25 protein-coding genes are annotated in these 22,207 nt (G+C 68.4%); 15 read left to right on the top strand and 10 right to left on the bottom strand.

From position 1 onward, the window contains the following. The first annotated feature begins 29 nt into the window (after positions 1-29). The 5 genes from fdxA to BLW44_RS16480 all read left to right on the top strand — a co-directional run bounded on the left by fdxA (position 30) and on the right by BLW44_RS16480 (position 2,535). Positions 30-356, top strand: coding sequence for a ferredoxin (fdxA, locus tag BLW44_RS16500; protein WP_060927626.1), 327 nt, complete (start codon positions 30-32; stop codon positions 354-356). Continuing rightward, entirely contained in the window at positions 353-877 is a 525-nt protein-coding gene (locus BLW44_RS16495) for a flavin reductase family protein (RefSeq protein ID WP_060927625.1), read from the top strand. The genes fdxA and BLW44_RS16495 overlap by 4 nt, the downstream gene beginning before the upstream one ends. Positions 878-887: 10 nt before the next feature. Further along, positions 888-1,517, top strand: coding sequence for a superoxide dismutase (locus BLW44_RS16490; RefSeq protein ID WP_053098575.1), 630 nt, complete (start codon positions 888-890; stop codon positions 1,515-1,517). Between the two features lie 259 nt (positions 1,518-1,776). Next, entirely contained in the window at positions 1,777-2,091 is a 315-nt protein-coding gene (locus tag BLW44_RS16485; RefSeq protein WP_175473397.1) for a YciI family protein, read from the top strand. A 15-nt stretch (positions 2,092-2,106) separates the two neighbouring features. Then, positions 2,107-2,535, top strand: coding sequence for a DUF6855 family protein (locus BLW44_RS16480; protein ID WP_060927644.1), 429 nt, complete (start codon positions 2,107-2,109; stop codon positions 2,533-2,535). Positions 2,536-2,689: 154 nt separating this feature from the next. Here the strand turns inward: BLW44_RS16480 and BLW44_RS16475 are convergent, their stop codons facing one another. After that, on the bottom strand, positions 2,690-3,094 hold the full coding sequence (locus BLW44_RS16475) for an arsenate reductase ArsC (RefSeq protein ID WP_060927623.1): 405 nt from the start codon (positions 3,092-3,094) through the stop codon (positions 2,690-2,692). Beyond that, positions 3,091-4,425, bottom strand: coding sequence for an FAD-dependent oxidoreductase (locus BLW44_RS16470; protein WP_060927622.1), 1,335 nt, complete (start codon positions 4,423-4,425; stop codon positions 3,091-3,093). Before BLW44_RS16470 ends, BLW44_RS16475 begins: the two co-directional genes overlap by 4 nt. A gap of 84 nt (positions 4,426-4,509) precedes the next feature. Here BLW44_RS16470 and BLW44_RS16465 point away from each other — a divergent pair, with 84 nt between their 5' ends. The 3 genes from BLW44_RS16465 (at position 4,510) to nhaA (ending at position 6,403) form a co-directional block, all read left to right on the top strand. Next, positions 4,510-4,851 carry an ArsR/SmtB family transcription factor gene (locus tag BLW44_RS16465; RefSeq protein ID WP_060927621.1) on the top strand — a complete coding sequence of 114 codons (342 nt, stop codon included), beginning with the start codon at positions 4,510-4,512 and terminating at the stop codon, positions 4,849-4,851. Between the two features lie 35 nt (positions 4,852-4,886). Then, entirely contained in the window at positions 4,887-5,060 is a 174-nt protein-coding gene (locus BLW44_RS18045; RefSeq protein ID WP_167347480.1) for a hypothetical protein, read from the top strand. Positions 5,061-5,122: 62 nt separating this feature from the next. Continuing rightward, positions 5,123-6,403 (top strand): Na+/H+ antiporter NhaA, encoded by a 1,281-nt coding sequence (nhaA, locus tag BLW44_RS16460; RefSeq protein WP_060927620.1) that lies wholly within the window; start codon positions 5,123-5,125, stop codon positions 6,401-6,403. Between the two features lie 39 nt (positions 6,404-6,442). Here nhaA and BLW44_RS16455 read toward each other — a convergent pair whose 3' ends face one another. The 3 genes from BLW44_RS16455 to BLW44_RS16445 form a co-directional block, all read right to left on the bottom strand. Further along, positions 6,443-7,915 (bottom strand): alanine/glycine:cation symporter family protein, encoded by a 1,473-nt coding sequence (locus BLW44_RS16455; RefSeq protein WP_060927619.1) that lies wholly within the window; start codon positions 7,913-7,915, stop codon positions 6,443-6,445. A 46-nt stretch (positions 7,916-7,961) separates the two neighbouring features. Beyond that, complete coding sequence (locus BLW44_RS16450; protein WP_060927618.1) at positions 7,962-8,969, bottom strand: LacI family DNA-binding transcriptional regulator; 1,008 nt, start codon at positions 8,967-8,969, stop codon at positions 7,962-7,964. Between the two features lie 67 nt (positions 8,970-9,036). After that, on the bottom strand, positions 9,037-10,698 hold the full coding sequence (locus BLW44_RS16445) for a glycoside hydrolase family 13 protein (RefSeq protein WP_060927617.1): 1,662 nt from the start codon (positions 10,696-10,698) through the stop codon (positions 9,037-9,039). 139 nt (positions 10,699-10,837) lie between these two features. Here BLW44_RS16445 and BLW44_RS16440 point away from each other — a divergent pair, with 139 nt between their 5' ends. Continuing rightward, on the top strand, positions 10,838-11,266 hold the full coding sequence (locus BLW44_RS16440; protein WP_060927616.1) for a DUF1761 domain-containing protein: 429 nt from the start codon (positions 10,838-10,840) through the stop codon (positions 11,264-11,266). Here the strand turns inward: BLW44_RS16440 and BLW44_RS16435 are convergent. After that, on the bottom strand, positions 11,263-11,709 hold the full coding sequence (locus BLW44_RS16435; RefSeq protein ID WP_060927643.1) for a VOC family protein: 447 nt from the start codon (positions 11,707-11,709) through the stop codon (positions 11,263-11,265). The genes BLW44_RS16440 and BLW44_RS16435 overlap by 4 nt on opposite strands. Before the next feature lie 168 nt (positions 11,710-11,877). On the opposite strand from BLW44_RS16435, the gene BLW44_RS16430 reads away from it, so the two are divergent. Then, a complete protein-coding gene (locus BLW44_RS16430; RefSeq protein ID WP_060927615.1) occupies positions 11,878-13,143 on the top strand; it encodes a YyaL domain-containing protein in 1,266 nt (421 codons plus the stop codon). A 316-nt stretch (positions 13,144-13,459) separates the two neighbouring features. Here the strand turns inward: BLW44_RS16430 and purQ are convergent, their stop codons facing one another. From purQ to BLW44_RS16415, 3 genes are all read right to left on the bottom strand, one after another. Next, positions 13,460-14,167 carry a phosphoribosylformylglycinamidine synthase subunit PurQ gene (gene purQ, locus BLW44_RS16425; protein WP_060927614.1) on the bottom strand — a complete coding sequence of 236 codons (708 nt, stop codon included), beginning with the start codon at positions 14,165-14,167 and terminating at the stop codon, positions 13,460-13,462. After that, positions 14,164-14,412, bottom strand: a complete 249-nt coding sequence (purS, locus tag BLW44_RS16420; RefSeq protein ID WP_060927613.1) for a phosphoribosylformylglycinamidine synthase subunit PurS — start codon at positions 14,410-14,412, stop codon at positions 14,164-14,166. Before purS ends, purQ begins: the two co-directional genes overlap by 4 nt. Before the next feature lie 81 nt (positions 14,413-14,493). Continuing rightward, complete coding sequence (locus tag BLW44_RS16415) at positions 14,494-15,024, bottom strand: adenine phosphoribosyltransferase (RefSeq protein WP_060927612.1); 531 nt, start codon at positions 15,022-15,024, stop codon at positions 14,494-14,496. A gap of 291 nt (positions 15,025-15,315) precedes the next feature. Here BLW44_RS16415 and BLW44_RS16410 point away from each other — a divergent pair, with 291 nt between their 5' ends. The 5 genes from BLW44_RS16410 to BLW44_RS16390 all read left to right on the top strand — a co-directional run bounded on the left by BLW44_RS16410 (position 15,316) and on the right by BLW44_RS16390 (position 21,246). After that, positions 15,316-16,632, top strand: coding sequence for an ABC transporter substrate-binding protein (locus BLW44_RS16410; RefSeq protein WP_060927611.1), 1,317 nt, complete (start codon positions 15,316-15,318; stop codon positions 16,630-16,632). 115 nt (positions 16,633-16,747) lie between these two features. Then, positions 16,748-17,872 carry a carbohydrate ABC transporter permease gene (locus BLW44_RS16405; protein ID WP_060927610.1) on the top strand — a complete coding sequence of 375 codons (1,125 nt, stop codon included), beginning with the start codon at positions 16,748-16,750 and terminating at the stop codon, positions 17,870-17,872. Beyond that, positions 17,869-18,759, top strand: coding sequence for a carbohydrate ABC transporter permease (locus tag BLW44_RS16400; protein ID WP_060927609.1), 891 nt, complete (start codon positions 17,869-17,871; stop codon positions 18,757-18,759). Before BLW44_RS16405 ends, BLW44_RS16400 begins: the two co-directional genes overlap by 4 nt. A 5-nt stretch (positions 18,760-18,764) precedes the next feature. Further along, positions 18,765-20,195, top strand: a complete 1,431-nt coding sequence (locus tag BLW44_RS16395; protein ID WP_174521369.1) for a glycoside hydrolase family 1 protein — start codon at positions 18,765-18,767, stop codon at positions 20,193-20,195. A 55-nt stretch (positions 20,196-20,250) separates the two neighbouring features. Further along, complete coding sequence (locus BLW44_RS16390) at positions 20,251-21,246, top strand: LacI family DNA-binding transcriptional regulator (RefSeq protein ID WP_060927607.1); 996 nt, start codon at positions 20,251-20,253, stop codon at positions 21,244-21,246. A 93-nt stretch (positions 21,247-21,339) separates the two neighbouring features. On the opposite strand, the gene BLW44_RS16385 is transcribed toward BLW44_RS16390, so the two are convergent. Then, positions 21,340-22,137 (bottom strand): DUF1266 domain-containing protein, encoded by a 798-nt coding sequence (locus BLW44_RS16385; RefSeq protein WP_082724576.1) that lies wholly within the window; start codon positions 22,135-22,137, stop codon positions 21,340-21,342. Positions 22,138-22,207: the final 70 nt, after the last annotated feature.

Genomic DNA, 22,207 nt, shown 5'->3' with positions numbered 1-22,207 from the left:
ACCGAGACCCGAACGGAGACCGCCCCCCGATGACCTATGTGATCGCCCTCCCGTGCGTCGATGTCAAGGATCGTGCGTGCATCGACGAATGTCCCGTTGACTGCATCTATGAAGGCGAACGCTCGCTGTACATCCACCCCGACGAGTGCGTCGACTGCGGCGCCTGCGAGCCCGTCTGCCCGGTCGAGGCGATCTATTACGAAGACGACCTCCCCGACGAATGGCAGGACTACTACAAGGCCAACGTCGAGTTCTTCGACGACCTCGGCTCGCCAGGAGGCGCCGCGAAGCTCGGCGTCATCGAGCACGACCACCCGATCATCGCAGCCCTTCCGCCCCAGGAGACACCCGAATGAGCACTCAGCCGCATCCCGCCGCACCGGTTCCGTCCGAAGTCGGTGAAGGGCTCAAGGCCGCGTTCCGCGCGCATCCGGCGGGTGTCGCCATCATCACGGCGATGACCCCTGCCGGTCCGGTCGGCCTCACGGCGTCGAGCGTCGCATCCGTCGCGGTCGACCCGGCGGCGATCGTGTTCTCGGTGACCAGGGCCACCGGCAGCGCAGGCTCGATCCTCAACGCCGAGTCGTTCGTCGTGCACCTGATCGACGACGAGCACTCGGCTCTCGCGCAGAGCTTCGCGGTGAGCGGCGCAGACCGCTTCACCCCCGAGCAGGGGTGGAGCACGCTTCCGACCGGTGAGCCCTACCTCGCCGAGGCGCGCGCCGCGATGCGCGGTCACACGATGTCGACGGTCGCGGTCGGCTCATCGACCGTCGTGGTCGCCGAGATCGATGAGGTTCTGCTCGGGCGGCCGGGCCGCCCGCTCGTCTACCTCGACCGCCGATTCCACTCACTCCCCACCGATCAGAACGACTGAAAGGAACAGCATGCCCACTCCGTACACCCTCCCCGAGCTGCCGTACGACTACTCGGCGCTCGCCCCGCACATCTCCGGCAAGATCATGGAGCTGCACCACTCCAAGCACCACCAGGCCTACGTGACCGGAGCCAACACGGCTCTCGAGCAGCTCGGTGCCGCCCGCGAGTCCGGCGACTTCGCCGCCGTGAACAAGCTCGAGAAGGACCTCGCGTTCAACCTCGGCGGTCACATCAACCACTCGGTGTTCTGGGAGAACCTGTCGCCCGACGGCGGCGGCAACCCCGAGGGCGAGCTGGAGGCCGCGCTGACCGACGCGTTCGGTTCGATTGACGCGTTCCGCGCGCACTTCACCGCGACCGCGCTCGGCGTGCAGGGCTCCGGATGGGCCGTGCTCGCGTGGGACAGCGTCGGTGCCCGACCGGTCATCTTCCAGCTGTTCGACCAGCAGGGCAACGCCCCCCTCGGCGTGACGCCGCTGCTGCAGCTCGACGTCTGGGAGCACGCCTACTACCTCGACTACCTCAACGTGCGCGCCGACTACGTCAAGGCGTTCTGGGAACTCGTCAACTGGTCCGACGTGCAGCGCCGGTTCCAGGCTGTGCAGGAGAAGACCGCTGGACTCATCGTCGCTCGCTGACCTGTCGCATCGAAGTCCGTCCCACGCCGCGCTCGGCAGCGCCGCGTGGGGCGGACTTCTCCCTGTCGGGAGGGAGATGCCGCAGCATCCGTCCGCCCATCGCGGCGTTCTCCGCCGGGCAAGGTGGAGCGAGAGCGAGCATCGACGATCCGTGTGTGACCAGGATTCCGGCCGGTTCGTCATGAAACACCCGCGCCGACGTCTTGCCATGTGGAGATGAGTGCATTGGGCACTCGCCCAGAAGACGAAGAGGTCGATGATGAGTAGATTCCTGGTGCTGTACCGTTCCGCGGTGAGCGCCGCCGAGCAGATGGCCACGGCCGATCCGGATTCGGGCGCAGAGTCGATGAAGGCGTGGATGGAGTGGTCCGAGCGCGCGGGCGAGTCGATCGTCGATCTCGGGTCTCCCACCCAGACCGTCGCGGGCGGTGAGCCCGGTTCGTTCATCGGCGGCTACTCGGTGCTGCAGGCGGACGATCTGGATGCCGTACAGCGTGCGCTCGACGGGCACCCGCACGTCACCTGGGGCGGGACGATCGAGATTCTCGAGATGCTCGAGATCCCGGGTATGTGAGTGCGAGGGAGCGAGGTGACCGAGCAGCATTGGTCCGGAACGGGGACGGTCGAGGACCCCTGGGTCCTGAAGACGCCACCGCTGTCTTCGACGTACACGATCCACCGCGACGATGAGAGCGACCCGGCGCTGCTGATCTGTCAGGTCGGCTCGACCAGGCTCACCTACCTCGCCCGCGCAGTGGACGACCTGCACGCGGAGTTGCTGCGTCGCGGCGACTGGGTCGCACTCGGAGCCGCCGACGAGAAGAAGGAACCCGCTGCGGGGACCGTCGAGGCATGGGGGCGGGCAGCGGACAATCCCGTCGGCGGGTGGTACGGGCAGCGCAAGGGGTACCGCGGGCGGTTCGGCATGTACCTTCCCCCGCTCCTCGAGGCTCTCGGCCTCGTCGAGCTCGAGCACAACGCCCGAAACAACCGCATCCGGGCTTTGCCTGAGGCATGAGCGAGCCGAATCGAGCGCCGGAGGTCGCGCTTCCGGCGCGCAGCACCGCGTCGGGCGGACTTCTCCCTGTCGGGCGGAGGATGCCGCAGCATCCGTCCGCCCATCGCGGCGTTATCCGCCGAATGGGGTGCCGGAGCGGACGAGCGAGCCCGCGTCAGCCGAGCAGCTCGCCCGCGAGAGCCTCGATGCGCTGCCGGATGTCGTCGCGGATCGGCCGTACGGCCTCGATGCCCTGCCCTGCCGGGTCGTCGAGCTTCCAATCCTCGTAGCGCTTGCCGGGGAAGAACGGGCAGGCGTCGCCGCATCCCATCGTGATGACGACGTCGGATGCCTGCACGGCCTCGGTCGTGAGCACCTTGGGCTGCTCGGCGGTGATGTCGATGCCGAGTTCGCTCATCGCGTCGACCGCGACCGGGTTGATCTGATCGGCGGGCACGGAACCCGCCGACCGCACCTCGATGCGGTCGCCGGCGATGTCCCGGAGGAACCCGGCGGCCATCTGCGAGCGACCGGCGTTGTGCACGCACACGAACAGGACGGAGGGCTTTGCGGTGGTCATGATGTCTCCAGGGTAAGCGAGAGGGCGGGTGCCAGGGGTCGCGCAGGCGCGCTGCCGATCTGCAGAAGAGTGGGGGCGGCGCAGCATCCGCTCGAGGCGTCATCGAATTCTCCGGACCCGCCGCATACGCCGGTCTCGGGGAGAGTGAGCTCATTGCGTGCGGCTGCGTCCTGATCCCCGGCGAGGTGGGCGGCGACGCTGCGGACCTGCTCGTATCCGGTCAAGGCGAGGAAGGTCGGTGCGCGACCGTACGACTTCGCGCCGACGATGAAGAGATCCGCCTCGGGCTGGGCGAGCTGGCGGGCACCGGTCGCAGCGACGGAGCCGCAGGAGTGGACGTTCGGATCGATCTCGGAAGCGATACCGGCGACCGCCTCGAGCGCGCGGTCGAGATCGATTCTGAGTTCGCGCAGAATCCCGGTGTCGGGCCGGAAGCCCGTCAGCGCGAACACCCGCCCGACAGCCGTCACCTCGCGTCCGTCTTCAGCGACGACCGTCAAGCCGGCTTCGGTCCGATGGATCTCAGCGACACGGAACCCGGTCACGAGTTCCACCACGCCGTCGTCGATCATCGTGCGCGCACGTGAGCCGAGTGCGGCGCGTTCGGGCAGCCCGTCTCCCGCACCGCCACCGAAGACGTTCGCGGCGCTCCCTCGGCGCAGCAGCCAGGTGACGCGGGTTCCCGGCGACCGCCGGGCCAGTTCGCTCAGGCGCAACACGGTATGCGTGGCGGAATGTCCCGCTCCGACGACGACGATGTGCGCACCCGCGAGCTCCGAGACATCGGCTGGGATGCGGTACGAGATCAGGTCCGACGCCTCGGCCTCGCCGACCGCCGGGTAGCCGTCGGCACCCGCCGGGTTGGGAAGACCCCAGGTGCCGCTCGCATCGACGACCGCACGGGCGAGGAGTCGGGATTCGCGGTTCGCGGCATCGACCGTGTGCACGACGAACGGCTGGCTCCTGCGGCCTGCGTCGACGGCCTTGTCGCGGCCCTGGCGGGCGACTCCGGTGACGGTCGTCAGGTATTGGATCCGCTCGCCCAGAGCGTCGGCGAGAGGCGCCAGGTAGTCGCTCACCCACTCCGCACCGGTCGGGTATCCGGAGGTCGGTGCGCTCCACCCGGTCGGCTCGAGCAGGCGACGGGCCGCAGCGTCGGTGAGTTCGGGCCACGCCGAGAACAGGCGCACGTGACCCCATTCCGCGACGGCGGATGCAGGACCACTCCCGCGCTCCACGACGATGACCTCCTCGCCACGCTCGACGAGATGCGCCGCTGCGGCGAGGCCCTGCGGCCCTGCTCCGATGACGACGACGGGAAGCTCAGACATCAGCACTCCTCAGATCGAGAATCTTCAATATGAGAAAGCGTCGCTCACGTATCGAAGAATGTCAATACGTGAGAGGATTGGGTCATGACGCTTCCGGTGACGATCGATCAGACGGCGTGCTGCACGTCGGGCACCGCGCCCTCGCTGCCCCTCGCAGAGGCTGAGCGGATCGCGCGACTCTTCAAGGCGCTCGGGGATCCCACGAGGGTGCGGCTGCTGTCGATGATCTCGTCCGCCGAGGGTGGTGAGGCCTGCATCTGCGACCTCACCGACCCGGTCGGACTGTCGCAGGGCACGGTCTCGCACCACATGAAGCTCCTGACCGATGCGGGCCTCGTCACCCGCGAGCAGCGCGGCAAGTGGGCGTACTTCGCCCTGGCCGATGGCGCGCTGGACGCCGCCGGCGAGGCGTTGCGCGGGCTCTGATCGGTCGCGCAGCCGCGGTCGATAGGCTGGGCATCATGGCCCTCCTCTCGATCGCCGGCTCGACGCGTGCTCCGCATGAGCTGCGATCGGCGACGCCGATGAGGGAATGGATGCGTGTCGTGCTGCACCCGGGCACGAACGGCTGGACCAGCGTGTGGGGCACGCTCTCGCACGGTGAGATCGCGGGCTGCCCGCCACCACGCTGCTAGACCGCGCCTCGAAGGGTGCGGTCTTCCGCGCCGTCCACCCTTCTCCCGCGTGAGGTCTCGTCATGTCCGCTTCCCCTGTCCGTACCCGATCCCGTCTCCGTCTCGCTCCGCATGAGCTGTGGCGCGGCATCCGCTCCACCGCCCGCAGCGACGCCTTCGGCGGGGCGCTCCTGCTCGCCGCCACGGTCGCCGCGCTGATCCTCGCGAACACGCCCGCGGTGTCGTGGTACGAGTCCGTCCGCGACGCCACCGTCGGCATCCCTGCGCTGCATCTCGACCTGAGCATCGGCACCTGGGCAGCCGACGGCCTGCTCGCGATCTTCTTCTTCGTCGTGGGTCTCGAGCTGAAGGAGGAGTTCGTCACCGGCCGCCTGCGAGACCCGCGTCAGGCCGCCCTGCCGATCGCCGCGGCCGTCGGCGGCGTCATCGTGCCCGCGGTGATCTTCGCTCTCATCAACGCCGGTGATGCCGACGCCCTGCGGGGGTGGGCCATCCCGACCGCGACCGACATCGCCTTCGCCGTGGCGGTGATCGCGGTGGTCGGACGGTTCCTCCCGCCGGCGCTCCGCGTCTTCCTCCTCACCTTGGCGATCATCGACGACCTGATCGCCATCACGATCATCGCGACGTTCTACACCGACTCGATCAGCCTCCCGTGGCTGACGCTCGCTCTGCTGCCGCTCGCGGGATTCGCGCTGCTCGTTCAGAAGGGCGTGCGGGCGTGGTGGATCCTGCTGCCTCTCGCGATCGCGGTGTGGGTCTGCATCCACGCCGCCGGCATCCACGCGACCGTCGCCGGCGTGCTGCTCGGCTTCGTCGTTCCTGTCATCCCGACCGAGCGCGCTCGGGTGCCGCGAGGGACGGATGCCGACGGCGAGCCGCTCTTCGACGGCCTCGCCCCGCACTTCGCCGACCGCTGGGGTGTCGTGGCGACGCTGTTCGCCGTGCCTGTCTTCGCCTTCTTCGCGGCGGGGGTCACGATCGGCGGCGTCGACGGACTGCGGTCGGCGCTGACCGATCCGATCGCGATCGGCATCATTGTGGGACTCGTGCTGGGCAAGCCGATCGGGATCCTGACGACGACGTTCCTCCTGAGCCGCGTGCCGGCGCTGCGCCTCGACGAGTCGCTGCGATGGCCGGATCTCGCCGGGATGGCCTTCCTCGCCGGCATCGGATTCACCGTCTCGCTTCTCGTCGGAGAGCTCGCCTACGGATCGAGTTCGGTCGCCGACGAGCACGTCAAGATCGGCGTGCTCCTCGGATCTCTTATCGCCGCGATGGTGGGCGGACTCGTCCTCGCACGGCGGAGCGCGCTGGCCCGACGGGAGCGGCTCGACGTCTGAATCCACGGGGGCCGGCCGAGACGGCCCGCGTGAGCAGGGTCAGCGGCGTCGCGAGCGCTGCTCGCCCTGCACCGGGATCGGGCCGGTGACGCTCAACTCGTCCTCCCAGCACTGGATGCCGGTGACCTCGGGCATCCGCGCACGGGTGAACACCGGATCGAGGCCCGCGCGGCGCTGCTCGGAGTAGTCGCGCAGCAGCTTGAAGGCGATGCCGGACAGGAGCGCGATCGCCACGAGGTTCACGATCGCCATGAGCCCCATGATGCCGTCGGCCGTGTTCCAGATGATGTCCGCCGAGGCGATCGATCCGAGGAAGATGATCGCGACGACGAGCACGCGGTAGGCGGTGAGGATCGAGGGCCGGCTGCTGATGAACTCGATGTTGGATTCGCCGTAGTAGTAGTTGCCGAGGATCGAGCTGAACGCCAGCAGGAAGATGATGATGCTGAGGAGGATGTTCGACCACTCGCCGAGGTTGCTCACGATCGCGTTCTGCGTGAGGCCGATGCCGCGAGTCGCGTTCGCGAGATCCGGTGTGGAGACGAGGATGATGAACGCCGTGATCGAGCAGACGAGGAACGTGTCGAAGTAGACGCCGAGCGTCTGGACGAGCCCCTGCTTGACCGGATGCGTGACCGCCGCGCTCGCCCCTGCGTTCGGCGCCGATCCGAGGCCGGCCTCGTTGGAGAACATGCCGCGCTTGACGCCCGTCATGATGATCGTCCCCAGTGCGGCGCCGACCACCTCGTTGAATCCGAACGCCTGGGTGTAGATGGAGGCGAAGACCTCAGGAAGCCGCTCGAAGTTCAGGCCGACGATCACGAGGCCGAGCAGCAGGTACCCCAGGGCCATGGCGGGCACGACCGCCTGCGTGACGCTGGCGATGCGACGGATGCCCCCGAAGACGACGAGTGCGGTCAGGATGGCGAGGACGATGCCGACCACCCACGGGATCCAGGCCACTTCGCCGCCGAAGCTCGATGACACCGTGGCGCTGATCGTGTTCGCCTGCAGGGAGCTGAACGCGAAGGGGAAGCAGACGATCAGGATGACGGCGAAGAGGATGCCCATCCAGCGCGCTTTGAGTCCGTGCTGCATGTAGTACGCGGGGCCGCCGCGGAAGCCGTCCTTGTCGCGGACCTTGAACGCCTGGCCGAGCGTCGACTCGATGAAGCTCGACGCCCCGCCGATGAACGCCATCGTCCACATCCAGAAGATCGCGCCCGGACCGCCGATGGCGATCGCGGTGCCGACGCCCGCGATGTTGCCCACGCCGACCCGGGAGGCCGCTGAGATCGTGAACGCCTGGAACGCGGAGACGGACTGCGGCTCGCCGTTCTCCTTGCGGGGCGTGCGGTCCGTGAGGGTCCGGAACATCTCGGGGATGAGGCGGAACTGCACCACGCCCGATCGCAGGGTGAAGTACAGACCGAGGAGCACCAGGATCGGCAGCACCACCCACGTCCACAGCCCATCGCCGGCAGAGAGCACGAAATCGTTGAGCGCGTCCATCGCATCAGTATGGCGGCATGGCGCCCTGAGCGGGGAGAATCTCTCGCTACACGCGCCGAGCTGTCGTGCCGCGCACGTTCAATTCGTACGGCAGAGCGGCAGGGATGCCCGCGGCATCCCCGTCCGTGAGCTTGGCGAGCACGGCATCCGCAGCCCTCTCGCCCTGCCCGAGCGGGAACTGGTCGACCGTGGTCAGGCGGAAGAACTCGCCGAGCTCGTGGCCGTCGATGCCGACGATCGACAGGTCCTCCGGCACGGCGAAGCCGAGGTCGCGGGCGGCGAGGATCGCGCCGATGGCCATCTCGTCCGACGCGGCGAACACCGCCGTCGGGCGGGGGCCCGGCCTGCCGAGCAGCTGCTTCGCGGCCCGGTAGCCACCCTCGACCGTGAAGTCGGCCGGTTCGAGGAAGGCGGGATTCAACGGGATGCCGGCTTTCGCCAGCGCCTTCTCGAAGCCCTGACGACGGTTGGTCGGGATGTGGAAGTCGATGTCGAATTCGGGGTTCGCGCCGATGTGGGCGATGTCGCGATGGCCGAGGCCGATCAGGTGCTCGGTCGCCAACTGGGCGACGGCGACGTCGTCGACCGTGAGCGTGTCGAGCTTCGGGTTCGGTCCGCCGATCGCGATCACGGGAAGCCCCAGGTCGAGCAGATACTGCGTCTCGTCGTCGTCGAGCTCGATCGAGACGGCGATCACGGCATCCACCCGCTGGCGACGCAGGAAGGTGTCGAACACGTGCCGACGCACGTCCTTGTCGGCGGTGATGTTGTAGAGCGTGATGTCGTATCCCTCACGCATCAGTGCGGACGAGACCCCCGAGAGCACCGTGCTGAAGAACCAGCGATCGAGGAAGGGCACCACCACGCCGACGTTGCGGGTGCGACCGGATGCCAGGCTCGACGCCCGCGACGAGACGACGTAGCCGAGCGCTGCCGCGGCCTCCTGCACGCGCGAGCGCGCCGATTCCGAGACGTGACCGCGACCGCTCAGCGCGCGGGAGACCGTCGCGGTCGACACCCCGGCGAGCCGGGCGACCTCATCGATGCTCGCCATGGTGATCCTCTCTGCGGCGGAGGGGCCGCGACACCGGATCGGATGCCGTGGCCCCACCGCGTGCGGCTTACGCCGTGATGTACCAGACGGCCGAATCGACCGGCAGCGACGTGCCCTCGAACGGCTGGCTGCGGACCAGCACCGTCGCGTCGGCCGGCAGCTCGATCGGCTCGGTGCCCAGGTTCGCGACGACGTGCACGGCACCACGACGGAAGGCGACGGCGTGCGCGCCGGCATCCTCCCAGACCAGCGAACCGCTGCCGAAGTCGTGCTCGCGGCGCCCGGAGAGCAGCTGCTTGTAGAGCGAGAGGGTGGAGGTCTCGTCCTTCTCCTCGACCTCGCGGGAGTAGGCGGCCCAGTCCGCGGGCTGCGGGAGCCAGGAGGCGCCGGTCTCGTTGAAGCCGAATGCCGGAGCATCCGCCTCCCACGGCAGCGGGACGCGGCATCCGTCACGGCCGTAGCGCTCGCCGTTGGTGCGGAACCAGGTCGGGTCCTGACGGAACGCGTCGGGGATCTCCATCGCCTCGGGCAGACCCAGCTCCTCGCCCTGGTACAGGTAGGCGGATCCGGGCAGGGCGAGCATGACGGTCGTCGCTGCGCGAGCACGGGCCAGGCCGATCGCGGTGTCGGGCTTGTCCGGGGTGTTCGGGCCGATGCCCTCACCCTGGGGGTTCTCGGCGGTGAGCGCGAGACGCGAGGCGTGGCGGACCACGTCGTGGTTCGACAGCACCCAGGTGCTCGGTGCGCCGACCGCGCCGAACGCGTCGAGCGACTCGCGGATGACGTCGCCCAGGGCCTTCGCATCCCACTCGGTCATGAGGTACGGGAAGTTGAAGGTCTGGTGCATCTCGTCGGGGCGCACCCACAGGGCGGTCTGCTTCAGCGTCGGCATCCAGGCCTCGCCGCACAGTGCGCGGTCGCCGTCGTACTCGGCCAGCACCTTGTGCCAGTCGCGGTAGATGTCGTGCACGCCGTCCTGTCCCCAGTACGGCACGTTCGCCTCGCCGCCACCCATCGAGTCGGCGTCGGCCGGCGGGGTGTAGTCGGGCAGGCCTTCGGCCTTGATCATGCCGTGGGCCACGTCGACGCGGAAGCCGTCGACGCCGCGGTCGAGCCAGAAGCGCAGGATCGAGCGGAACTCCTCGCGGACCTCTTCGTTGTTCCAGTCGAAGTCGGGCTGGGTGGGATCGAAGATGTGCAGGTACCACTGGCCGGGCGTGCCGTCGGCCTCGGTGATGCGCTCCCACATGCCGCCGCCGAAGACGGACTCCCAGTTGTTCGGGGGCAGCTCGCCGTTCTCGCCCTTGCCGTCGCGGAAGATGTAGCGCGCGCGCTCAGGGCTTCCAGGCGCGGCCTTCAGCGCCGCCTGGAACCAGGCGTGCTGAGCGGACGAGTGGTTCGGGACCAGGTCGACCACGACACGGATGCCGCGGGTGTGCGCCTCGTTCAGCATGGTGTCGAAGTCGTCGAGCGTGCCGAACAGCGGGTCGACATCGCGGTAGTCCGCCACGTCGTAGCCGGCATCCCGCTGCGGGCTCGTCATGAACGGGCTCAGCCAGATCGCGTCGACGCCGAGCTCCTTCAGCGAGTCGAGCCGACTCGTGATGCCCGGCAGGTCGCCGATGCCGTCGCCCGAGGCGTCGGCGAACGAACGGGGGTAGATCTGGTAGATGACCGCACTGCGCCACCACTCGGAACCGGGGGCTGCGATCTGCTCAAGCTGTGCCATGGCATCAGATTAGTGCAAACGCTTACATGATTGCCATAACCGTGATCGAATCGATTCGGGGACGCGATATCCCACGTCGCGCCGCTGGCTGCTTGCAGGCCGGGAGTATGCTTCGGGCATCCGACGACTGGAGGCTGTCATGGTTCCCGAGATCAACTACTGGGCGGTGCTGCTGGCCACGGCCTCGAGCATGATCGTCGGCTCGATCTGGTACGCGCCGAAGGTGTTCGGCACGCGCTGGTCGAAGCTCGCGAACGTCGACATGGATCGGTCGGGTTCGAGCGCCACGATGGCGATCATCACCACGGTGTTCGTCAGCTTCGCGACGGCGTGGGTGCTGGCCGGAGCATCCGCCATCGCCTGGCACTTCTATGACGGATCGTTCTTCTGGGCGGCGGTCGTCACCGGCGTCCTGCTGTGGGCGGGATTCACCGCGGCCCGGTTCATCACGCACGACGCGTTCGAGGGGCGCCCGACGGCGTTGACGACGATGAACATCGCCCATGAGCTCGTCACCATCGTGGTGATGTCGCTGATCATCGGGGTGTGGCCCCCGGCGCTGGGCTAACCCGACGTCGTCTTCGTGAGGTCCTGCGCGAGCATCACCAGGATCCCGCTCGGACCGCGCAGATAGGTCAGCTTGTACACGCCCTGATAGTCGGCGACGCCGCGCAACGGGTGGCATCCGTGCCGAGCCGCGATCGCGAGGGACTCGTCGATGTCGTCGACCGCGAACGCGATCCGATGCATCCCGATCTCATTCGGCAGGGTGGGCTCGGTCTCGATCGCATCCGGATGGATGTACTCGAACAGCTCGATCTGCCCGTGGCCGTCCGGTGTCTGCAGGACGGCGATCTTCGCATGGTTGCCGTCGAGGCCGACCGCCGTGTCGGCCCATTCGCCGCTGACTTCGTCGCGACCGAGCACGCTGAGCCCGAGGTCGGTGAAGAAGGCGATCGTGGCCTCCAGGTCGCGGACGGCGATGCCGACGTTCTCCAGGGTGATGGGCATGGCTCGCATGTTACTCGCGGGGCGTGACAGGGCATGCGCGCGCACGACGAAGATGTAGACCTTTGCCACTTCCGCCCGTACTTCCTGGTATGCCAGCATTTCGGTTGTGACCTGCTGGTCGCCCGCGAGCCGCGCGCTCGGATCGCGGTTCAGACCGAGGGGGTCTTCATGTCGGGTCCGTCGCGCCGCTCAGCTCCGTGGGTCGTCGCCGCTGCGCTCGTCGCGGCCGCGCTGTTCGCGGGGGCGGCGACCGCGGCCTCCGGTGATGCCTCGACCGACGACCCGACGGCCGACGGCGCAGCCCCCGATCCGACGCTCTCCGTCTCGCTGGCGTACGAGTTCCTCGATGCCCGCGTCGACCAGTTCTGCGACGGTGCGGGGCACTGCCTGCCGCGCAGCTACGAGGGCGGCTTCTTCACCGACCTGCCGACCTGGGACTTCACCCCCTCGTTCGTCTACGACGACGCCCTCGTGGTGATCGCGTACACCGCCCGCGGGCTGCCCGACGACATCCGCCGCGCACAGGCTGTCGGCGACACTCTCCTGTTCGTGCAGGAGAACGACCCGATCGGCGATGGGCGCGTCCGGACGTCGTACGAGCCGCACGGCATCCGTCAGGGACGTGTCGAGATCACCGGCCCCGGCACGTTCACCGGCAACCAGGCCTGGGTTGGCATGGCTCTCGCGCGGCTCTTCCACGCGACCGGGGAACAGAAGTACCTCGACGGCGCGCTGCAGCTCGCGCAGTGGATCCAGACGAACACGGCGGACATGGTGCGCGCGCCCTTCGGGTACACGGGTGGACAGCTCGAGAACGGCTCGTCGCTGGAGTGGAAGTCCACCGAGCACAACAGCGACCTCGCCGGATTCTTCACCCAGCTCGCGGAACTGACCGGCGACCCGGTGTGGGGCGAGCGCGCGGCTGTCGCGAGCGGCTTCGTCGCGGCGATGCAGAGCGCAGACGGCCATGTCGACACCGGAACGCTGCTCGACGGCTCGACGGTCAACACGCGACCGATCCCCCTCGATGCGCAGACATGGAGTTCGCTCGCCACGGGCGACCCCCGGTACGACACGTCGTTGGACTGGACGCTCGACAACCTGATCGCGACGGACGGTCCGTATCAGGGGCCGTCGATCAGCGACACCGATGTGTCCAAGGTCTGGTTCGAGGGCAGCGGTCACCTGGCGCTGGCGCTCCGACTGCGGGATGCGCCCGGTGACGCCGACCGCGCCGAGGCGCTGCTGAGCAGCATCCGCCTCGGTCAGCGCGATGCCGCGAACGGCGACGGCAAGGGAATCGTCGCGACATCGACGGACGGCCTGGACTCGGGGTTCGGAGACCTCTACTACGCGAGCCTGCACACCGGTGCGACCGCCTGGTACCTGCTCGCCGCCGCGGGGGACAACCCGTTCCAGCTGCCCGCCGACTGACCGGGCGCCGAAACCTCTGCCGCCGTGAGCTCCGCCGTGTGCGCGGTGCGTGGTCAGTAACGCATCATGGGCGCGGTGCGTGGTCAGTAACGCATCGGAAGCGCCCGTTTTGGATGCGTTTTTGACCACGCCTGGCCACGCCCGCGGGCACGTACCGTCGCCGCCACGGGCGCGGGGTGGCTCATCGGTGCGGGGTCGATAGTGCACCTCGCAGGCCGTGCGGGGTCAGTTACGCACGCGGCAGGCCCGTTTCGGATGCTCTTTTGACCCCGCCAGCCGCGCACACGCCAGCCGCGCACACGAGCGCGTGCGGCGCTTACGCCGCGACGCGCGCTACTGCGGCGATCGCACTCGTGAAGAAGTCCAGCCCGTCGACGCCCGACCGCATTGCGACGGTCGTGTCCGGACCGAACCCGGCCTCGGTCGCGTGCTCCGGATGCGGCATCAGCCCCACGACGTTGCCGGCCTCGTTCGTGAGTCCGGCGATGTCGCGCAGCGAGCCGTTGGGGTTGACGCCTGCGTAGCGGAATGCCACGAGCCCCTCGCCCTCGAGGCGGTCGAGCGTCTCCTCGTCGGCGATGTACCCGCCGTCGGCGTTCTTGAGAGGGATCGTGATCTCCTGGCCGGTGCGGAACCGGTTCGTCCAGGCCGTGTCGGAGTTCTCGACCGTGAGCTTCTGGTCGCGACGGACGAAGTGCTGGTGGTCGTTGCGGATCAATCCGCCGGGCAGCAGGTGCGCTTCGACCAGCATCTGGAAGCCGTTGCAGATCCCGAGGATCGGCATGCCCTTGGCTGCGGCATCCTTGACCTCGCTCATGATCGGCGAGAGTGCGGCGATCGCGCCGGCGCGCAGGTAGTCGCCGTAGCTGAAGCCGCCGGGGAGCACGAGGGCGTCGACGCCCTCGAGGTCGTGCGAACCGTGCCACAGCGCGACCGGCTCGGCACCGGCGATGCGCACGGCGCGCTGGGCGTCGCGGTCGTCGAGCGAGCCGGGGAAGGTGACGACGCCGATGCGCACGGTCACTCGGCGACCTCGATGCCGACGACATCCTCGATCACGGAGTTGGAGAGCACCTCGTCGGCGATGCGACGGGCCTCGGCGAGCACCTCGTCGGTGACCTCGCCGTCGACCGTGAGTTCGAAACGCTTGCCGATGCGCACATCGGAGAATCCCTCGACGCCGAGACGGGTGAATGCGCCGGACACAGCCTTCCCCTGCGGGTCGAGCAGTTCGGGCTTGGGCATGACGTCGACGACGATGGTGGGCATGAACGGCTCCGGAAGTCGCGGGCGGACGGGCGTGTCCAGTCTACCGGCTCGCGTGAGTCGGACGACGCGGTGGTTCGGGCCTCAGGCGTGGAAGACCGTGTGCAGGTCGCCGATCGCATCGCGGCCGCCGAGGCCGTCGATCTCGAACAGCACCGAGATGCCGATGACGTGGCTGCCGAGGCGCTCGACCAGCTCGCGCCCGGCTGCCAACGTGCCGCCCGTGGCGAGGACGTCGTCGATCAGCAGGACCCGGGATCCGGCGGGAAGGTCGTCGTGCATCTCGATCGTGGCTGTGCCGTATTCGAGGGCGTAGTCGACGGATGCTGCGGGTCGGGGCAGCTTGCCGGCCTTGCGGATCGGGATGAGTCCGACCCCGGCGGCGATCGCCGCAGTCCCGGCGAGGATGAACCCGCGCGCCTCGATTCCGGCGACCACGTCGAACTGGCCGGCGAACGGAGCGATGATCGCCTCGGTGGTGGCCTGCAGCGCCTCGGCGTCGGCGAGGAGGGGCGTGATGTCGCGGAAGACGATGCCCGGTTCCGGATAGTCCGGGATGCTGCGGATCAGCGATGCGGCGCGGACGAGAGCGGGGGAGAGTTCGGTGTCGGGCACCGGTCAAGGGTACGCCGCGTTCACAACTCAGCAGAATCAGGCGGGAATCGCTGAAATCGGGGCCGAGCGGCCGTATCGAGCGTTCTCGTGCTGAGGTATGCACGCCAAGTCTCGGGCTTGACACCGTGGGAGCGCTCCCATAGAGTCACTCAACAGTGCGTGGGAGCGCTCCCATGAAGATTCACCGGGTTCCACGAGGGAACCACCGGGGAATCACCACAGGAGTCACCACGCACGACCCCGAGCACCACCCGCACCACCACCGCACGACCCACCACAAAGGAGTGAACTGTGAACACACGTGCCCGCAAGCGGATCCTCACGGCAGCAGCCGCGGCATCCGTCTCCGCCCTGGCTCTCGCCGGCTGCGCAGCTTCCGGCCCTGAGAGCGGCGACGGCGCCGCCAGCGACGAGAAGGTGACCCTGACGATCACCACGTTCGGCACCTTCGGATACGAAGACCTCTACAAGGAGTACGAGAAGGCGCACCCGAACGTCACGATCGAGGCGACCAACATCGACACCGGTGGCAACGCGCGCACCGACGTCTTCACCAAGATCGGCGCAGGCTCCGGCCTCAGCGACATCGTCGCCATCGAGGAGGGCTGGCTCGGAGCGATCATGGCGGACGCGCCAGACACCTTCATCGACCTGCGCGACCACGGCATCGAGGACCGCAAGGGCGACTGGCTCGAATGGAAGTACGACCAGGTCACCGACCCTGACGGGCGCGTCATCGGCTACGGCACCGACATCGGCCCCAGCGGCATCTGCTACAACGGCGCCGCATTCGAGGCCGCCGGGATGCCGAGCGACCGCGAGTCCGTCGCAGAACTGCTGAACGGCGACTGGGAGAACTACTTCGCCGTGGGCCAGGAGTACACCGACAAGACCGGCAAGGCCTGGTACGACCACTCCGGTTTCGTCTGGAACGCCATGGTCAACCAGCTCGACGAGGGCTACTACACCGCTGACGGCGAGCTCAACGTCGAGGGCAACGACGAGCTCAAGGAGCGCTTCGAGATGCTCGGGGCTGCGACCGAGGGCGGTCAGTCGGCCGCACAGAAGGCATGGGACTGGAACGGCGGCAAGTCGTTCGTCGACGGATCCTTCGCCACCTTCGTCTGCCCCGGATGGATGCTCGGCATCGTTCAGGGTCAGGTCGAGGCCGGTGGCGGCGACGCGTCGACCGGGTGGGACTTCGCCGACGTCTTCCCCGGTGGCCAGGCCAACTGGGGCGGCGCGTGGCTGTCGATCTCGGAGTCCTCGCAGCACCAGGAGGCTGCGGCCGACCTCGCCGACTGGCTGACGCAGCCTGAGCAGCAGGTGAAGCAGTCCGCCGCGGCTGGCAACTTCCCCTCGACGATCAAGGCGCAGGAGACCCTCGCGGCCGACGCGACGCCGAATGAGTTCTTCAACGGTGCGCCCACGGGTGCCATCCTCGCGGAGCGGGCCAAGGGCGTCGTCGCGCAGTTCAAGGGCGCAGACGACTCCATCATCCAGGAGAACGTCTTCGGCCCCGCCCTCAGCGGGTTGGACCGAGGCGAGACCGACACTCAGGGCGCCTGGGACGCCGCGATCGCGCTCCTGAACAAGCTGGTCGACTGAACCAGCCACCGCATCCGCTCCGGTCGCAGTTCGTGCCGCGTCGCCCTCACGGGCGGGCGACACGGATTGCGACCGGAGCACCTCAGACGCCCCGGACCAGGACCAAGGAAGAGCCATGACCCTCACCCATGAGCGCTCGGAGACGACGGTGGCGTCGTCGAAGCGCGCGAAGACCGCGACAGCGGATGCCGCATCGCGGCGTCCCTGGCGGCACCGCCTCTCGCGGTTCGACCAGAACGCTTCTCCGTACTTCTACATCTCGCCCTTCTTCCTGCTGTTCGGGTTGTTCGGTCTCTTCCCCCTGATCTACACCGTCTGGGTGGCCGTCCACGAATGGGATCTGCTCAGAGGCGAAGGCGAGTTCATCGGTCTCGGGAACTTCGCCGCGATCCTGGCCGATTCGATGTTCTGGAACTCGATCTTCAACACGCTGAGCATCTTCCTGCTGTCCGCGGTGCCGCAGCTGGCCGTCGCCCTCTTCATCGCCTACCTCCTCGACAGAGGCCTTCGCGCTCCCACGTTCTGGCGGATGAGTGTGCTGATCCCGTTCGTGGTGACCCCCGTCGCGATCGCCATCATCTTCTCGAGCATCTTCAACGAGGCTGACGGCCTCGCCAACAATCTCCTCAACCTCGTCGGCATCGCCGACCAGCAGTGGAAGGAGGACACCGCCCTGTCGCACATCGCGATCGCCGTGATGGTGAACTTCCGCTGGACCGGGTACAACGCCCTGATCCTGCTCGCCGCCATGCAGGCCGTGCCGCGCGACCTCTATGAATCGGCCGCCCTCGACGGGGCGGGAGCCGCCCGTCGCTTCTTCTCGATCACGATCCCGACGATCCGACCGACGCTCATCTTCGTGATCATCACCGCCACCATCGGCGGTCTGCAGATCTTCGCCGAGCCACGCCTGTTCGACGTGTCTTCCGCCGGCGGCATCGGCGGCAGCGACAGGCAGTTCCAGACGACGGTGCTGTTCCTGTGGGACCTCGCATTCTTCCGCCGCGATCTCGGCCAGGCATCCGCCGTCGCGATCCTGCTGTTCGTGCTGATCGTCGGGATCGGGCTGATCAACTTCCTCATCTCGCAGCGCATCTCGACAGGGGATGCTCCGAAGAGCCGCGCTGCGCGCCGACGTGCGCGCAGCGCCACCACCGGCAGCGCCACCACCGGCAGCGCCACCGACACGTCAGCCGCCGGCAGGACGATCGCCACCACGACCGAGGAGAACGCGCGATGACCGCCACCCAGGCGCTGAGCGTCCCCGAGAAGATCCGGAAGCGCCGCGCGGCCGTCGGCGGCAACGCCGGCATCGGCAGCCGCCCCGGCTTCCTCACCTACGGCCTGCTGGCCGCGTTCATCATCGGCAGCGTCTACCCGCTGTGGTGGTCGGTCGTCGTGGCGAGCGGCACGAACGCGACGAGGGGCGAGACCCTGCCCCTGTTCCCCGGCGGGAACTTCTTCGCCAACGCCGCCAAGGTGTTCGACGCGATCCCGTTCTGGCTCGCTCTGGGAAACTCGTTCCTCATCTCCGGGATCATCACGGTGTCGGTGGTGACGTTCTCGACCCTCGCCGGCTACGCGTTCGCCAAGCTGCGCTTCAAGGGTCGTGATGGACTGATGATCTTCGTGATCGCGACGATGGCGATCCCGACCCAGCTGGGCATCATCCCGCTGTTCATGCTGATGCGCGAGCTCGGCTGGACCGGATCGATCGGTGCGGTCATCGTGCCGACACTGGTGACGGCCTTCGGCGTCTTCTTCATGCGGCAGTACCTGGTCGACGTGATCCCCGACGAGCTGATCGAGGCGGCGCGGATGGACGGAGCCAACCAGTTCCGCACGTTCCTCACCGTCGGCATCCCGGCCGCTCGTCCTGCCATGGCGATCCTCGGCCTCTTCACCTTCATGACGGCGTGGACCGACTACCTCTGGCCCCTGATCGTGCTCTCCCCGCAGAACCCGACGCTGCAGACGGCGCTCAGCCAGTTGCAGTCCGGCTACTACATCGACTACTCCATCGTGCTCGCCGGCGCGGTGCTCGCGACCCTTCCGCTGCTCGTCCTGTTCGTCGTGGCGGGCCGGCAGCTGGTCAGTGGCATCATGGCGGGCGCGGTGAAAGGATGACCTCTATGACCCGCGCCTTCCCCGAGAACTTCCTGTTCGGAGCCGCGACAGCGGCGTATCAGATCGAGGGGGCGGCCTTCGAAGACGGACGCACGGCCTCGATCTGGGACGCCTTCAGCCGCGAGCCCGGCGCAGTGATCGGGGGAGACAACGGCGACGTCGCGTGCGACCACTACCACCGCTACCCGCAGGACGTCGCCCTCATGAAGGAGCTCGGGCTGCAGACGTACCGCTTCTCGACCTCGTGGTCGCGCGTCCGGCCCGACGGCGGCGCGGTGAACGCGAAGGGCGTGGACTTCTACGAGCGCCTGGTCGACGAGCTGCTCGCGAACGACATCCTGCCCTGGCTGACGCTGTATCACTGGGACATGCCGCAGGCGCTGCAGGAGACCGGCGGGTGGACCAACCGTGACACCGTCGGACGCTTCCTCGAGTACGCCGGCACGATGCACGACGCTCTGGGCGACCGCGTGAACGTGTGGACGACCCTGAACGAGCCGTGGTGCTCGTCGTTCCTCTCCTATACAGGCGGGGAGCACGCGCCAGGTCACACGAGCGTCGCCGAAGGACTTCTGTCGGCGCACCACCTGCTGCTCGCCCACGGCGAGACCGTCCGCGAGCTCCGGGGGCGCGATGAGAGCCTCAACCTCGGCATCACGCTGAACCACACGGTCGCAGACCCCGCCGATCCCGACAACCCGGCCGACGTCGACGCTGCTCGCCGCGTCGACGGACAGTTCAACCGCTGGTTCCTCGACCCGATCTACCGAGGCGTGTACCCCGACGACATCATCAGGGACATCAGAGCGGTGGATGCCGGCGCCGTGGCGCGATTCGCGGAGGCCGTGCACGACGGCGACCTCGACGTGATCTCGCAGCGCATCGACACGCAGGGCGTCAACTACTACCACGGCGACCTCGTCGCGGGGGCTGCTCCCGAGGTGGCGCCGGTCAGCGGCGGCCCGGCGACCAGCAGGCCGGGGCGCAGTCCCTACCCCTCGAGCGACGGCATCCACGCGGTCGAGCGCGGCCTGCCTCGCACCGCCCAGAACTGGGAGGTGCAGCCCGAGGGCCTCACCCGTCTGCTGCAGCGCGTGTGGACCGACTACGCCGAGCCCGCAGGGACCGTGCTCTACATGACCGAGAACGGCGCAGCCTACGACGACGTCGCCGTGATCGAGGACGGCGAGACGCGGGTGCACGACGAGGACCGCACCGAGTTCCTGCGCCTGCACCTCGGAGCGGTGCTGGATGCCGCGGATGCCGGGGTCGACGTGCGCGGCTACTTCTACTGGTCGATGTTCGACAACTTCGAGTGGGCGTGGGGCTATGACAAGCGGTTCGGCATCGTCCGCGTCGACTACGACACGCAGGAGCGGAGCCTCAAGGACTCCGGTCGGGAGTACGCTCGCATCATCGCCGCCCGGGCTCTCTGACGCCGGTCGGCGGCACGGGGCGCATCCGGCGTCGCTGCCGGACGGAGGGAGAGTCGTGTCGTCACGAGCGACCATCGAAGAGGTGGCATCCGCTGCCGGGGTATCGCGGTCGACGGTGTCGCGCGTCGTGAACGGCTCGACGGCCGTGAGCCCCGAGGCTCTCGTCGCCGTCAAGCGCGCGATCGAGGAGCTCAGCTACGTCCCCAACCGCGCAGCGCGCTCCCTCGCTTCGAGGCAGACGCACGCGATCGCGCTGATCGTCCCCGAGGACACGACGCGTTTCTTCGGCGACCCGTTCTTCGCGGCGATCGTCGCGGGCATCACCGGCGCTCTGCGCGGCTCCGACTACCTGCTGAACCTGCTCATCGCGAGCGACGACCCCGGCGACAAGATGACGAGCTTCGTGCGCAACGGCGGGGTCGACGGCGCGCTCATCGTCTCCCACCACACGAGCGATGCGTTCATCGACCGCGTCGCCGACGCCGTGCCGGTCGTCTGGGGTGGTCGTCCGGTGCGGATCCGCGAGGGCGACTACGTAGTCGACGTCGACAATGTCGCCGGCGCCCGAGCAGCCACCGCCCATCTCATCGAGACGGGCCGCACGCGGATCGCGACGATCTCGGGGCCGATGACCATGGTCTCGTCCGTCGACCGAGTGCAGGGCTTCCGTGGGGCGCTCGCCGAGGCTGGGCTCTCGCCCTTCGCCGAGGAGGCGGGCGACTACAGCGAGACGAGCGGAGCGGATGCCGCGCGCCGCATCCTCGCGGCCGGTCGCCCCGACGCGATCTTCGTGGCGAGCGACCTGATGGCTCGTGGCGCTCTGACGGCTCTGCGTGCCGCCGGCATCCGGGTGCCCGAAGACGTCGCGCTCGTCGGCTTCGACGATTCGTCCGTGGCGGTGAGCACCGATCCGCCGCTGACCACGATGCGCCAGCCCATGTACGCACAGGGCGAGGCGATGGCGGCCGTGCTGCTGTCGCGCCTGGCCGGTCGCGACCCCGCGCACACGACGATCCTGCCGACCGAGCTCGTGGTGCGCGCCTCGTCGTAGTCGCAGAACGCAGCCGCAGAAGGCAGCCGCAGGGAGGACGTCGATGCGGACCTGACGCCCCCTCCGGGTCGGCCCGCATCGACGGGTCTGTGCTCACCTCATCCGCGAGGAGGATCTGGCCTCGGTGGGAACATGCCAGGGCAGGGCCGCCCAGGGGGCTCCTCGGCGGGTCGCTGCCCGGAAGGTCTCCCACCCGTCGCCGAACCTGTCGAAGGCCGTGTCATCGACGTCGCCGTCGCTCCAGTGCATGACCCGCCCGGTGAGGTAGCTGAGGCCGAAGTCCGCCCAGGACACGAAGGACCGTCTGGCGTCGCCGTTGACGCGATGGATGATCAGTCGGGCCTCCCCGACATCGGCATATCCGAGAGCGACGCCCCAGGTCGCCATCGCGACCGCCTGTCCGAGTGCGTAGGCATCGAGCGTGCGCACGAACAGCTCCGGCGTGACGACATCCGCGCCGACGTGAGCGCGCACCTCGTGCTCGACCCGCTCGATGCCGGCGACGAACGGGCCGGCATCCCGCGCGTCCCCTCCGTCTGCGGCGATCGCGGCGAGCCATTCCCTCGCCGTCGGTGTCCGCCCCGAGGTGGTGGCGAGGTGATTTCGCACTCCCAGGTGCTGCTCCCGGGCGTGCCGCCGCCGACGAGCGGTGGCGAGGAAGTCGATCATGTTCAACCACTCGCCGCGCGTGCCGACGCCCCACTGATCCACCAGCACCTCGAGTCCGCTGCTGCTGAGGTACGGGGCGGTCGGATCGTTCCAGGCGCCGGAGGGGAGGGTGCGGATCTGCATCAGGCCGAGGGCGAGCGCGTTCGCGTCGAGGTCCGAGTCGGAGAACTGCTCGGACGGCGTCAACCCGTGAGACCGGGCGAACCATCGCGTGGGGCTCATCACTCTCCCGGGGCTGTGGCGCGGAGGCCGCTCATAGCTTGAATAGCCGTTCAGTCAGTAATATATAGCG

The sequence above is a fragment of the Microbacterium hydrocarbonoxydans genome (assembly GCF_900105205.1).
Classification (GTDB): domain Bacteria; phylum Actinomycetota; class Actinomycetes; order Actinomycetales; family Microbacteriaceae; genus Microbacterium; species Microbacterium hydrocarbonoxydans.
Note: the sequence above shows the minus strand (reverse complement) of the source record. Positions and strands in the feature narration are given on the sequence as shown.

Excerpts from the sequence above, each read along its gene's own strand:
- nhaA (WP_060927620.1), top strand. The coding sequence starts at position 5,123 with ATGTCCGCTTCCCCTGTCCGTACCCGATCCCGTCTCCGTCTCGCTCCG.
- BLW44_RS16490 (WP_053098575.1), top strand. The coding sequence starts at position 888 with ATGCCCACTCCGTACACCCTCCCCGAGCTGCCGTACGACTACTCGGCG.
- BLW44_RS16475 (WP_060927623.1), bottom strand. The coding sequence starts at position 3,094 with ATGACCACCGCAAAGCCCTCCGTCCTGTTCGTGTGCGTGCACAACGCC.
- BLW44_RS16465 (WP_060927621.1), top strand. The coding sequence starts at position 4,510 with ATGACGCTTCCGGTGACGATCGATCAGACGGCGTGCTGCACGTCGGGC.
- BLW44_RS16440 (WP_060927616.1), top strand. The coding sequence starts at position 10,838 with ATGGTTCCCGAGATCAACTACTGGGCGGTGCTGCTGGCCACGGCCTCG.
- BLW44_RS16470 (WP_060927622.1), bottom strand. The coding sequence starts at position 4,425 with ATGTCTGAGCTTCCCGTCGTCGTCATCGGAGCAGGGCCGCAGGGCCTC.
- BLW44_RS16395 (WP_174521369.1), top strand. The coding sequence starts at position 18,765 with ATGACCCGCGCCTTCCCCGAGAACTTCCTGTTCGGAGCCGCGACAGCG.
- BLW44_RS16405 (WP_060927610.1), top strand. The coding sequence starts at position 16,748 with ATGACCCTCACCCATGAGCGCTCGGAGACGACGGTGGCGTCGTCGAAG.
- purS (WP_060927613.1), bottom strand. The coding sequence starts at position 14,412 with ATGCCCACCATCGTCGTCGACGTCATGCCCAAGCCCGAACTGCTCGAC.
- BLW44_RS16445 (WP_060927617.1), bottom strand. The coding sequence starts at position 10,698 with ATGGCACAGCTTGAGCAGATCGCAGCCCCCGGTTCCGAGTGGTGGCGC.
- fdxA (WP_060927626.1), top strand. The coding sequence starts at position 30 with ATGACCTATGTGATCGCCCTCCCGTGCGTCGATGTCAAGGATCGTGCG.
- BLW44_RS16400 (WP_060927609.1), top strand. The coding sequence starts at position 17,869 with ATGACCGCCACCCAGGCGCTGAGCGTCCCCGAGAAGATCCGGAAGCGC.
- BLW44_RS16455 (WP_060927619.1), bottom strand. The coding sequence starts at position 7,915 with ATGGACGCGCTCAACGATTTCGTGCTCTCTGCCGGCGATGGGCTGTGG.
- BLW44_RS18045 (WP_167347480.1), top strand. The coding sequence starts at position 4,887 with ATGGCCCTCCTCTCGATCGCCGGCTCGACGCGTGCTCCGCATGAGCTG.
- BLW44_RS16495 (WP_060927625.1), top strand. The coding sequence starts at position 353 with ATGAGCACTCAGCCGCATCCCGCCGCACCGGTTCCGTCCGAAGTCGGT.
- BLW44_RS16485 (WP_175473397.1), top strand. The coding sequence starts at position 1,777 with ATGAGTAGATTCCTGGTGCTGTACCGTTCCGCGGTGAGCGCCGCCGAG.
- BLW44_RS16450 (WP_060927618.1), bottom strand. The coding sequence starts at position 8,969 with ATGGCGAGCATCGATGAGGTCGCCCGGCTCGCCGGGGTGTCGACCGCG.
- BLW44_RS16385 (WP_082724576.1), bottom strand. The coding sequence starts at position 22,137 with ATGAGCCCCACGCGATGGTTCGCCCGGTCTCACGGGTTGACGCCGTCC.
- BLW44_RS16435 (WP_060927643.1), bottom strand. The coding sequence starts at position 11,709 with ATGCCCATCACCCTGGAGAACGTCGGCATCGCCGTCCGCGACCTGGAG.
- BLW44_RS16430 (WP_060927615.1), top strand. The coding sequence starts at position 11,878 with ATGTCGGGTCCGTCGCGCCGCTCAGCTCCGTGGGTCGTCGCCGCTGCG.